The sequence below is a fragment of the Candidatus Regiella endosymbiont of Tuberolachnus salignus genome (assembly GCF_964020115.1).
Classification (GTDB): Bacteria; Pseudomonadota; Gammaproteobacteria; order Enterobacterales; family Enterobacteriaceae; genus Regiella; species Regiella insecticola.
Window position 1 is genome coordinate 2,868,991 of sequence record NZ_OZ026542.1, and the last position, 13,507, is coordinate 2,882,497.

A 13,507-nucleotide genomic window follows, 5' to 3' on the forward strand; every position below is an offset into this window, starting at 1 on the left:
AGTTAGGATGAAAAGCGCCAATGTTGATAACCATTGACGCCCATTTTTTTATTGTAATGCGTTGAGTTGAGAAATCACCTCCTGTCTAAATGTCAGGCCGCCGTCTTTAGCTGTGTAACGCAGATGGATAATGACATCAGTGAGGTTGGCTAACATGGCTTGTTGCTCATCACTGTCATGGAGAGGAAAGGTTAAGATCCAGGTTGAAATCGCGCCGGTGCCTTCAAAAGGTAAATAACGATCATCGTTAAAATTTAAGGTAAACAGACCGCTATCATCTAAACTGCTCGAGAGTGCGATTTGTTGGTTAACACGGCGATCTTGCTTGATCTTAACATGATGGGTTCCAGGAGTAGGGGTCAGTAACTGTTTAACCGCACTCGGATCGGCTTCGATCATCAAGCTGTTAGCCGTTTGCATCAGGATGGCACGGATATCCTGATAAGGGCCGATTATCGCCGGTAGCGAAACGGAAACCCAGGCAATTTGCCGTAAATAATGACCGGGATAATCCTTATCAAACGAAGCTTGGTTGAGCGAAAAAGTGATCTCACCTGTTTCTTTAAGTGCCGTCAGCTGAGTTTGCCACTCATCGCCCAGCAAGGTTTGCAAAGAAATGGTTTTGCTGATCGCCATACTGCGTTCATTACGACTTAAATAAAGCTGTTCAAGATGCAGTAAATTCAATTTTAACGTTTCACCAGCGAGCAAACCACGATAACGATCATGCCAAACCTCGGGTTGAATAAGGTCAATACTGTCATCGCCGATTTCATAGCGACAAGCCGCCTGAGTGGTGAGACAAAGCGCGATCACGGCATCGTAAACTTGTAAAAAAAGCGTAGCGAGTTGGCCGCTGAGCCATTGATATAAATTGCTGTTATTAAAGCGGGTGCTAAGCCACCGCAAGGTAGCCTGAATATGCTGTTGTTGTAATTTAACCTGTTGGAGCTGTGTTTTAGCGGATTCAATGTGTATTTTTTGCATTGCTATCTGGCCGCTGATCTGCTGATCTTCTTTCTCCGCCAGCTGATAAAGTAACTGCCATTCTTCACGGCGTCGTTGGTATCCCGCCGACAGTTCACTGAGCGTCGCCCCTTGAATTAACATCTGTGATGTTTTCGTCGCATTAATAGCAACCGCTTCTATCGATGCTGCCGGATCGCCGCCCCCTACTGCCGCTCCATATATCCTGGGTAGCATCTTAACAATGGCGGCGGAGAGAGTGACAGGGATAGTCGTCAACTCTAGGGCGCTTGCCGCCCCGCGGGCGGTCAAACTGGCCATTTCCAGTGCAGAAATATTTTGTTCGTATAACTTTTTATAGTGTTGGTAACGTTTTTGCGCGCTTTGACGACTCAGTTGTAAATTGGCTAATGCCTCTTCGGCACTGTTAATCGCCTGTTGCTGCAAGGTTAAAGCGAAATCTGATAATGCTAATAATTGCGTGTGTTGCAGCTGTTCTAGCCCATTTTGATCTTGACGCTCCAATATAGACAATAAGCTATGGCCGTATTGTATTAACATTTCTACCCCTTGCTGAGCATGGGATAACACAAATTGAAAGCGATAATGTGGGATGCTGCTCAAATCTTGGGTGGAAGTGGATCCCAGGTTTTGTTCTTCACACCATGCTAATGGTGATCTGCTGTCTAATGTGCGAGTGAACAACGGTAAATATAAGGGTTTACCATCCAGCGTTAAATTATGACGTAAATTGTACAGACGATTTTCGATGGGATCCCAATATTGATTTAGCAGCTGCTTGTTTAATGGCAATTTAAACAAAGCAGCGCTTAACGTGGTGCTACAAGGCTGCGGTGACGATGTTAGGTTTGGGGTAATAAGATGGCTTTCTTGTTGTTCTAATTGTAATAACCTGGGTGTCACCGCTGGGGTGAGGGTATCTTTTAATAAGATAGTTTGCCAGTGGTTCCCCTCAAGCGCTTTCGGCCGCTGACCTAACAAATTCAAGGCTTGAAAATAAAGCTGTTTAGCCCTTTCTAAACTTTCTCGCGTTAATTGCCGATAGCATCCATCGGCCTGATCAATCAGGTTTTTAATATAAGCTAAAAAAAGCGCCTTACAATAATGGCGGGGGTTATTTAGCGCCAGCCGATGAGGATCAGAGGTATCGCTGAGATAACAAGGCTTGATAATTTGGTGATCAACTTGATTGATGGCGTTATCCAAAGGTCGTACACGCCAATAGGCGCTAGCAGGCGATATTTCTTGTTCGATGGCTAAAGGATCAAAAATATACCACAGCCACTTTTCAGCCTGTTGATAATGTTGTTCAGCATTAAGGCGCTGGGCGATCAACCACGGAATATAAAAAAATAATTCCCAAAAATAGAGCCCATTGGCGCCATCAAAATCGATCGGTTGCGGATCATTTTTTTGCTCAACGATGCTACCGGTTTCATCAGAGGTTGATGATGGATCTTGGAGCGATTTATCTATATTGGCGAGTATATTTTTAATATAGTGATTTCTTTGTGTGTCCTGAATAATATTACTCTTTTTAGGGAGACTAAGATAAGAAAGGCGTTCTTTGGCAGATTTTAAAACGGTATCAATTTGCAGATCAAGTTGTCGATATCCGCTATTTTTTCCATCCGAAATCTCTACTTGAAATTGATATATTTTTTGATGAGGATTTAAAGGAAAGTGGTAATTTAGGGCGGTGTTACCTGTTTCTTCTTTTACCACCTCCCAAATATGGTTAATATCAGAATAACGTTTAATTTTACAGCTGTAATTGGTATTATTTTCATTGCTGATCTTTCCCACTTTTAAATATTTTTCGTGATTATCATTATTGCCATAATCGATAAGTATTTGACCTGAGCTTATTTTTATTCTGTATTGATTTAATGTTTTTACATTGGGATCAATGTCTGTCGAATCCCCTTTTATCAAATAAAGACCAGCCAGATCTTGATACCCATCCGCTGTTAAATTTTTACTCACTCTCTCGGAATTAGTAAATCGATCACCCGGTTCAATGGGTTTTTCTAAAACCACTAATCCACTAAACATAATAAAAAATTTATCTTGTCGTAGAAAATGACCCGGAATTTTACCAGAGAGGATTTGATAACTGTCGTTTTTTATTTTTTTAATTCTCCAGCGTAGTTTTTCATCATACAGGCGCTCAAAACTAGTGAAATAACTTATTATTTCAAAAAAATGCAGTTCTAATTCAATAATAGAATCTATTTCATAATATTCTGCATTAATAGGAATAAGCCTAACAGAAAAACTTCCGGTACGTCCATTGGGCAAAATTTTAATTTGATTTATTAATATGTATTTTGCGATGATACCGCCGACTCCGGTTTTATTTTTAGTCGGGAGTATCTCTATTTTTTCAATTTCAAAACGTTTTCCTGATGATAACGGCGCTTCTAATAGTGCCGTTTGAATGGTCATATTAAGCAGATGATCAATACTTATATTAGCTCGATTGATCAGTTGTTCAACAAATAATGTATTGAGCCGAATAGGTTGATAGCTTTTTTGTAATCCAGAATGCGCAAAATTAAGATATTCCGTAGTGCCAAAATCAGGATTATAATTTTCATCAATATAAATATTAGATAGCCGCGTCTGGCCGGAGGCTAAAATTGTATTGACTTCGATACGCAGTTTTTTTTCTGCGTGTTTTCCATCTGCTTGCAGTTCAATTAAAAATTGATATATTTTTTGATTGGGGATTAATTTAAATTGATAACCAATACTTTCTTTATCAGTCTCTTCACTGACGGTTTCCCAATAGGGTTGACTATTATCATCGTGATAAATTCGAATGCGTTGGGTATAAGTTGAATTGGGTTTAGCTGCTTGATTAACATGTGATGAAAACTGCGCTTCGGTTTCTCCCTGTTCATTTTCTATCATTTCGACTTTACTAATATTAATCAATGCTGCTAATACAGCATCATTATTTGTCTGAGCAGTAATTTTTTCAGCGAGAATAAAAAAACGATAGAAATTTATTTGATGCTGTAAAATTTTATGGTCTTTAAATAGTTGATGACTGGCTTTAGCATAATTAGCGCTGTGATCATTGTCTATTTTAATCAGGTTATAAGTGCTATCGAACATAATTTGGTAATCGGCTTTACCCTTATCAGATAAAAAAATACCGATAAACACATTTTTCGGTTTACTGGCATTATCATGAAAGACAATAGAATGAAATTCGGGATTTTTAAAATGAGGCACCATTTTCATCCCATTCATAAAAAAGTTTTCCCCAGTAACCACCACTGTTACTGCATTTAATTTATCAAAGGTGATTACTTGGTTGAGGATCACCGGTATTTTTAATACCATCCTCTCACCCTTTTTTATTTCTATTACTGTGTGCTGGGTGGGTTCTTTTGTTAAAAAAATAATCCTTTCGTTACCCTGCTCCGATTCGTCTCCCTCGTTTTTTTTCCAATAGGGATGAAAATTATTTTTCACCAGATCGCTACGACTGCTATCAAGGGTGCTATGTTCATCATTATATTCAATCCCTTTTTGCGGATCTTTTGTGACTCCCTGAGGTAGGGTACCCAAAGTAAATTGTAAAGCGTTAATGTCCTGTGTCGCCTGATAAGTCAGTTGATAATAAAAGGTATCACCCACTTTCAATGGTTTTAAGTGCTCTTTGGTTTCGCTGAGCCAAGTATGGGGTGCACTCCAGCTGTCATCATAGCGTTTGTAAGCGGTTTTAATACTCAAACGTTGTTTCGTTAGCAGTGTATTGCCATTGTCTTCATCGGCTTCTTTCACTTCATCCGTTTCTAGCCAAGCGATATGCAAACGATTATTAAAAAATACCGGGCGGATACTTTGACTGACCGCACTGCTCAGTGGTAACGCTATTTTTTGCCACTCACACCAAGCGGTGGGATTAAGGGTGTTGTTCTGTTGATTGAGATCGGCCAGCCGAAAAGTACGCCAATAATATTGTGCCGGATCAAGGCGGGTTTTACCGATTAAATAACAATCAGCTTTTTCAGCGCTCTCTGAAGAGAGATAACCGCTGATCACTTTTAAATTGGCGATTTGTTCAAATTCATTTAAATAGCCTAGTATCGCTTCCTGTACGCTAAGATCATTAATTTCACTTTGATTAAGTTGTGTCTCTAAAGCAGAAAATAAACGCGATTTGTTGGATCGTAAATGCGGATCAAGGTAATTTTGCGGATAAATTTGTATCTCTATATTGGCAACCCAGAGGGCATATTCACTTAAAATGGTGCGCCAATAGGTTTGATCGGCATGAGATAACAGGCTCGTGCTCACTCTAGGCTCAGCTAGACTGCTATTAATGTATTGCTGCACACTGGCGATGGCCTGTGCTATCCGGCTGGTTTTAATTTGATGAGAGACTTGATTATCAATTAATAAATGCTGATATAACTGATCCGGATCTTTTGGCGTTGAGACAGCGGTAGCGCCTTCAGTGGCAGGCTGAGCAACCCTTTGACCGAGATAATAAGTCACCAAGGCGTCGCGCCATTTTTCCTGTGCGTGATCGTCCATCATCGCGTTTGGAGGCACGGCGCTCAGTACCCTATCGGCCAGCGCTTGGTGATCTTCAAAGCGCATTGGATCATAGACAGTGGCTATTTTTTGCAAGGTGTTGATCGAGAGTTTTGTTTTTTGTAACAGATTACGCACGGATAGCAGCTGTGAGAAGGTAAGCAATGTCAGTGTAGAAGTTTCTGTTGTGTCGATGGATTGTGCCTTTATCGCCTGCGTGAGCTCTTGTTCATCCCACTCTAGCAAGCGTGCAAGCAAGGTTTTTTTATTTTTGGCGGGATTTTGTGGATCGAAATAAGCGCGCAGATCGTCATCACTTTTAGCACGCTCAGCACGCCACTTCATATAATTTTGTAGCGCGACTAAGTTTGCCAATTGCAACCACTCGGTTTTTTGGCGGAGTGTCTGCGCTAATAGGGTTAATGTGCTCGCATCAATTTGTTGTTGCTGGATCAATAAATTGGCTAGCGTTAGCTTGTAGATCCATTGCGCAAAAGTGAGCCAATTTTTTGTGGTGGGTGGGGTTTCAGCCTGAGCTTGATGTGCTAATAGCGATAAAGTGGCGCTATTACTGCCGATCAGCAGCAGTAGGGGGCGTAACATCTCGGGCGTCAGGGCTAAATATTTATTCAATACAGTGATGATGGCATTTTCCTGTGTGCCGCTACTACGCTGAGGATCTATTGATGCCAGCTCGCGAGCCAAGGCGATAATTTTTTCTGTCACCGGCGCTTCTAATGTGTCTTGTGCTTCACCGCGCAATACCGCCAATACATGCACGGTTTCTACTGGCAGTTGTAAGTGCTGTAATTGTTCGGCGGTTTTTATATAGCTAAAAATCGCTTCAATGGCTTCAGTGCCAGGTACTGCACGAGCCATGATGTCTAGCAAGGTAGATTGCTGCACTTTAATGTGCTTCATTAATAGTAAGCCCTGAGGAAGGCTATAGTTCATCCAGCGTGAAACGATGCTCAGCCGATAGAGCGCAGAAATAACCGCTAGCGAGTAATTAAGCGTATTGTCGGCTAAAACCGGTATTTGCTGCGCTCCCTGGATCCTGTGTACTTGCTCAGCGAGCAGACGTAACTCCTGCTCTGTCAGCGCGAATGCGGTAGCCAGTTGTTGGATTATTTTTGCATCAGTGCCATCGGTGGCGCTGTAGTTGAATATTTGCTTATCATCTAAAGGCTGTCGAGAGATCAAAAGACGATCGAGCAGTGAACTTTCCTCACCGATAGCATAGGCATTGATCTCCCCGATCAAGGCTAAAAAAACATCTATATCGATGGCATAAGTTTGTTGTAAATAGCGAAAAAGTCCCAGCGCTCGCATGGTATCTTCAGCGATTATGGTCGCCGGTGCTGATTTATCGGCGGCGGTTAATCTAATCAAACAATCTAATTTGTCATAAGCTAACCCGCTCCATTTTTGTAAACGAATAAAACGGCTCAGGCGATCAGAGCGGGTGAGTGATAAAAGTTCTATCGAGGTTTTATCATTATTAAATGACATAGCTTCTCTTTCACCGGCATTAATATACACCGCCCCATATTGCTCAGGCGTGAGTGCTTCTGTGGCGGTTAATAAGGCTGAGCGCTTGGGAGTGAAAGGGGCTAAGCAAAATATTTGGGTCAGCTTATCGGCGTTTAAGTGGGTTTGAGCATATAAGGTCGCACTATTTTTTAATAACCGCAGCCCTTCCACACCATATTTTTTTTGCGTATCTGCTCTCGCTTTTGTTGATTCTGGCTCGCGCAATAGTTGTAATTGTGCTGGGCTTAAAGCGGTATAGGCTTGTAATACATTGGTGATATTGCTGTTGTTAAAACAAAGATCAATCTGATAGATCAGTTGACTAAATGAAAAGTGCCCCCCTTGTGGAGATGGGGTATGCGCCAAGCGATCAGTGATTTGTTGCCAAGGACGATGAAAAGGTAAATCAAAGGGATACTGTGTTTCTGCCAATTTTTTTTCTATGAAGGCAATATCCGTTTTTGCCAGTGTTAAATGTTGGGCAATTTTGTTTTCTATTATTTCGTTGGCTAACTGTAACAGCGGTATTTCGGTGTAGGCATTTGCCGGATCTAATGATAAATCAGCCAAATCAGGGCGGCGGCTTAACAGGGTTTCCGTGCTTTTTTTAGCGTCTATTTTTTGCATGGCAAAACGATAAATTTCGACTAAATAAGCAAAAGGTGAGGTTTTGGCCGCCAAGCCATCCGCATCGCAATATGGGTTCGACGCTTCATTAAAATAGTCTTGATAGGTTAATGGGCGCTGTTGGGTTGCCGCAGCACGCTTTAATCGACGCGCTCCTGTTTGAGTCGGAGCATCTAAATAATGACGTAGCAAAAGTGTTCGTGCGTTGAGGATATCTTGATAAATATTTTCGGCTTTTTGATGCCAGGCTCCTGCCGTACAGATTTTTTTAAATTCTTGATTATCCACCAGCGCATTAAAAATGTTATCGCTGGTTATTGTGTTATCAAAAATAGAATGGTAAGGCGGTAAAAAAGAAATAAAGGAGTCTGGCACATAGTTTAAGTAAATATTTTTGAGGGTAGTGGTTATTGTTGGTTGGGGAGGTGAGCGTTTCACAATGGTACCTTGTTAAAATAGACTTTTGGCAAAACCGATGAGGTATTGAAAAAAGTCTAATAATTACCAATAAGTTGGATGATATTTTATTTTGGCATGATTATTGCTTTATTTCCAATTTTTAATATGCAAGAAGTCTATACCCAATGAATTTCGAGTTACGGCAAGGCGGCAATCAAGCGAATTTCAGGAGTGTACAGATAGCACATGACAGAGGATGAGGGCTCGCCGCCAACAACTCGGCGGCTTCAAGGGCGAAGGGGATAAAAATACGATGTAAGATCAGGTGCTAGCGACATCGCTAAGAGCGCTATGCTTTCCGCGTTATTCAGATGTATAAAGCGTCTAAAATCAAAATCGTTCTTAAAGCGCCCAATGGCGTCGGCTAATGAGTAGGTTGCGGGATTTTGCCCCACTGGAAGCGCGAGGGCGATAAATCTTGCCGCGCCGTTTCCTGTAATGGCAGGGCCTTGTGATTTAATATCCTCTGCCCATTGTTGAATGGTTGGGGTGACTGAGTGGTTTTGTAACGCGGGCTTCAGATCAGGTGCGCCTTGATCCGCGGCGGCGTTGTAAAAATAGTCATGCGTCTTTAAAACTAAGTGACTATTTTCATGAATAATCGTCGAACTGGCGTCAATCTTGGTTCGGGTAAAAAAGGATTGGTTGAAAAAAATTCGATGGGTTTTATCTTTTATATCATCAGCATGTACGATAGCAACAACATGATCATTATTTCTCTGTAGGCCAAAGAAGCGGGTCTTCGAAGCAATTTCTACCGCGTTATTCTGTGCCGTCGTAATATTAATATTACCGAGAGGGGTTAATTTTTTAATTAAATCTTGTTTTATACTGTCATGCTGCTGATTACTGCGCGCGCCAAAAAAACTGTTAAATACCGCATTCACTCTGCTTTCTCGGCTGGCATCATTTAAGGTATTGAGTGCGTTCTGCACCACCTGATTTGCTCCGTGATAAGCGTTAATAATTTTATCCCTTTTGGCTGTCGTCATATTGGCGGTGCCAGTGTTGATAATGGAATAATCTTTGCTTATCTCTTGGACAGCGTTGTTAGTATTTAAACCGGAAGGATCACGATAACGGATAGGATTATTGCTTGCCATGCGATATAAATTGAGTCCGTCAATGGTTCCTGCCGGATCAGGATTAATCCAACGTCCTAGCCAAGGCGCATAATAACGGCGTCCATGGTAGTAAAGTCCACTGGTATCACGTTCTTTACCCGAGTAACGTACAAATTTATATTTCGCTTCGATGTCATTTTTTGCTGCCCATAACGCCGTGCCGCCATAGGGATAATATTCTTCACGTGTCAGCAGTTGTGCGTTCTCATCTAATTCCAGCGTGCTTGAATTGAGTTGATCACTGAGGCTATAACGTAGTTGATCGGTTTTATTTTTATCATTTTCCCAATGCAACAATCTGATTTGACGCTCTCCTGCGGATAACGTCAGTACCTGCAATACTTGTTGTATGCTGTTAGCACTGTGTGTTCTCAGTTCAATGCCCGGCAAGTAACGCACTTTATCGGTGTGAGTGATCGTGCTGCTTTGATGATAAGAATGTATTTTACTCACCCTCTGCCCCGCACTGTCATAATGATAAATTTCTTCATCATCGGCCTGCTCTTTACGTGCCAGTAAGGTGATTTTTTTTAGCTGATTGCGCTGATCCCAATGAAGAGTTGGCGCGCTCAAGCTTGGTGAGCACAATTGTTTGGCATTGCCGTTGGCATCAAACTGATTATCAACTTGCTGCGCCTCAATGCTGACCTGCTCGTTTTGTAACAGCGCACGATTACTGTGAGGAGCGATGATCAGCTTGTTGGTGTAAGATCCGGCGCCTTGGTGATGCCAGCGGATAAGATTACCGGCACTATCGTAGTGGTAACGACGTTGATAATTGCTCACTTTATCCGGGCTACTGTTGAATGGAATCGCATTGGGTAAGTGGGCATTTTGGCGCTGATTAGCGCTGCTTTCACGACCACTGGCTTGTGTTAATTGATAGTGACTGTCGTAACCATAGTGACGTATCGGCACCAGCTGTTGATTGTTATGAAATTGATTGAGCTGTGCTTGATCTTCGATTGAAATAATATTACCGACCGGATCATAACGATAATGCAGATCTTGTAACCGCTTGTTGTCTGTTGTTCGTGTGCTGTAGGTTCGTAATAGGCGTTGGGTCTCAGGCTCAAATTCAAAACGGGTGATCACCCCATTGCCCATTTTTTCAGTGATCCGTTGACCAAAAGGGCTGTAATCCAGATCGCTGACCAGCAGTTTGCTGAGCGTATTACCGGTTAAGGTGAGGGTGCTGCTGATAAGCTGACCGCTATTATTGTATGTAAACCGTTGCTTATGGCCTTTGGCGTCGATTTGTTCGATGAGCTCACCCAGAGCATTGTAACTACGCTCGGTAACATAACTTTCGGTTTCGACTAAAGGGCTTGGCTCGGTGTGGATCGCTGGCCAAGAGGGCGATTCTGTCGCCGTGATAAATTGTCGCACTACTTTTTTAGGCAGACCGGTGAGGGTAAATTTTTCGCGTTTTATCACACCCGCACTGTCGTGATGACGGATCAGTTGGCCGATTTGATTGGTATTTTGCGCGTTTTTCAATTCATCGGCTTTATGACTGTATTGACAATGGTCTTGATAAACAAAGCGTTCTACACATTTTTCTGTTGCCGTCGTGGATCCGGCTATTGCTGATTGGGTTTCAAAAATCGCCTCAGGGCGCGCGAGGCGATCATAGCTCATGCGGCGCTTCATTTGGTTACTATCCCAACTGCAATGCAGTTGCCCATGATCATTAAATAATTGGATCTGCTGTCCGGCATCGAGGCTATCATGCGCCAATTCGCGCTGACTTAAAGAAAAATGCGTGCGGATGTTAGCAGGGCTGTTTGCATCTTGCTGCCAAGCGGCGAACAAACGTGGATCCCGTTGCAGGGCGGTACGCTTAAAGGCATCGTAATGGGTGTGAGTAATATCGGTTCGCAGGGTTTCTGTCGTTTGGGCACGGTAGTAATCAACCCTGCGTACCACTCGCCCGCTGTTGTCGAATACGGTTAATTGAGGCGTATCTTTAAATACCGCCGGTTTGTCATTGCTATTTTGAGCATTATTCATGATGTGACTCCGGCTGTTGTCTGTACGGTGTTTTCTGCCGCCATTTCATGCCAGGTGTCGTTTTCATCTTCTTGTATCACAAACCAAGCGAAAAAAGTGGTGCGGTTAAAATCGCCCTTGGCGTTTTGCGTTTTTATCATCCGTCCAAGCGCGTCGTAGTAATGCGTTTGGTATAAACCGAGTTCACGCAATATTTCATCTTTTATATAACGGTGTGTATTGAGAAAATAGGGTTGATAGCTGCGGATAATCAGTCCTTTGTGATCATACTCTCGCCGTTCCGAGACCCACCAGCGGCTGGTGGTCGGCGCGCTAATCGGTTGCGATTGACTGCCGGGAGCCACGGGGGTGCAAACCAATCCGTGCTCTGTCGCTTGCCATGCCGAGCCGTCACTGGTTTTTTGCTTAGATTGCAATCGGCGACCGAAACCATCGGCATAGACTAATTGGATGCGTATTTGTGCGTCGGTTTCGTTTGGATAGCGATCAGCACACATCATTAGGCTATGAACCGGTTGTCTTCTGCTATACCAAGCCCAAGGATCATACAAATGTAACCTTGCTCTGCCTTGTAATGCCTGTTGTGGGTTGGCGATAGCTTGTTCAAGCGATAAGGGCGTTAAATTATCTTTGGTGAGAGGTTTGGTGAGAGGGGCAAAGCCGGTTAATTTTCCGTCTTGATAACCATAAAAGGTAGTGACAGATAACCGCCCAAGTGTGTCATAGGCTGCTTCATGAGTATTGTTGTTGGCATCGATAATTTTTATTGGCAACAAATAGCGATAATCATAGCTTGCTTGGCGGGTGTTTTTTAATGCGTCAGTGATAAGGGTGGGTAAACACCAATATTGATCATAGCTTATATGGGTTTTTCCCACAGAGGTGTTAACGCGATGGGCAACTAAGCGTCGAAACACCGTTGGCGGACTGTATTCACATAAATTTTCACGCTTCGTCCAGACGTTTTCAGCTAAAGCAGTCGGTAATAATTCAGAAGCAGAAAGGAGACGATAGCCCGCGTTTTTTAATTCGTTTTGCCGTTGCTCACTGGTTAGGTAAGGTGCATAAACTTCGAGGGCGATAGGGTCTAGTTCGGCGGTGTCACTGTAGGCGAATAATGCTTCCGGTGGGGAGCTGCTTTGTATGATGGCGTCAGTTTGTTCAATAGGTGGCACATTGTCTTCATTAGGAGACAGATCATGCATATAACAATGGCGTTGATACGCTTCTATTACGCGAGGCTCAGTGGGTTGTAACGGGCTGGTGGCGGTCATGATACCCGCGCTATCAATAAAGCTTTCGTAACCACAGCCTGCTATCAAATCCGCGCGTTGTTTCACTTTTTCTGCCGACCATTCAAGGGCATCAATGCGGGTTTCATAGGGTAATCCTAGATGCCAGATTTCAGATCCTGCGCTATGCTGCCAGCGTGCCTGATTTTCTTTGATCCGCAATACATTTTGCCCAGCGTCAAAACTATCTTGCCAATAACGATAATGGGGATCATGCAACGCAATCGATGCTGATGTCGCGGCGCGCCTTGGATAGTGAATTTGTACACTGTGGGTCAGGTAGCCGTAATCGTCCCATTTTAGGTTAATGCGGTGATCAGCACGTGGATCATGCGGCATACGTTCGTAATTATAGTGCAGCCGTTCTAACGGCAAACAAAGCGTGACACCGTAACGCTGTTGTTTTTTGGCTTGTCGTTGTCGTAGGCGATAGCGTGTTTCACTGACGGTATAAGGATAAGAGGCTTGTTTTTCATTGGCTAAACTAAAAATTTCACAACGGCGAACTCGGCCTCGCAATGCTCGCTGCATATCTTGTTGTGTGATCGGATCGAGATCAGTGATCAGCTGATCATAGCCTGTAGCCTCTAGGAGGCGGGTAAATTGGCTTGCTGCTAGCGTTATCGCCTCACTATCACTGCGATCGTAGCCGACAGGGGTCTGGCCATTATGTTGCCCAGTGTGATACCAGGTTTTTTTCAGCAGGGTAGGGCTGTGGAGGGAGGGTGCAGAGCTTGATGCGGTATTGTGGGCGGTGCTGGTGGGCAATGCACTGTCTGTCTGTAAAACATTGAATATTAAAGGAGAAAGCTATCGACTCAAAAATAAACGCAAAGCAGGCATGTTGCCTATAAAAACGACTGATATTATCCAGGCGCCTGGAATAGAAACCCAACAGGAAAATTAGCAAAAACTGGA

General features: G+C 43.1%; 4 protein-coding genes. 1 reads left to right on the plus strand and 3 read right to left on the minus strand.

What is annotated here, in order from left to right:
• Nucleotides 1–48 precede the first annotated feature (48 nt).
• The 3 genes from AACL30_RS14330 to AACL30_RS14340 all read right to left on the minus strand — a co-directional run bounded on the left by AACL30_RS14330 (nt 49) and on the right by AACL30_RS14340 (nt 13,357).
• Nucleotides 49–8,139: a neuraminidase-like domain-containing protein gene (locus AACL30_RS14330; protein WP_339057080.1), complete on the minus strand. Its 8,091-nt coding sequence runs from the start codon at nt 8,137–8,139 to the stop codon at nt 49–51.
• Between the two features lie 248 nt (nt 8,140–8,387).
• Entirely contained in the window at nt 8,388–11,297 is a 2,910-nt protein-coding gene (locus tag AACL30_RS14335) for an RHS repeat-associated core domain-containing protein (protein ID WP_339057081.1), read from the minus strand.
• Nucleotides 11,294–13,357, minus strand: a complete 2,064-nt coding sequence (locus tag AACL30_RS14340) for a toxin TcdB middle/C-terminal domain-containing protein (RefSeq protein WP_339057082.1) — start codon at nt 13,355–13,357, stop codon at nt 11,294–11,296. Before AACL30_RS14340 ends, AACL30_RS14335 begins: the two co-directional genes overlap by 4 nt.
• Here AACL30_RS14340 and AACL30_RS14345 point away from each other — a divergent pair.
• A complete protein-coding gene (locus tag AACL30_RS14345) occupies nt 13,350–13,496 on the plus strand; it encodes a hypothetical protein (RefSeq protein WP_339057083.1) in 147 nt (48 codons plus the stop codon). The two genes, AACL30_RS14340 and AACL30_RS14345, sit on opposite strands and share 8 nt — an antisense overlap.
• Nucleotides 13,497–13,507 lie beyond the last annotated feature (11 nt).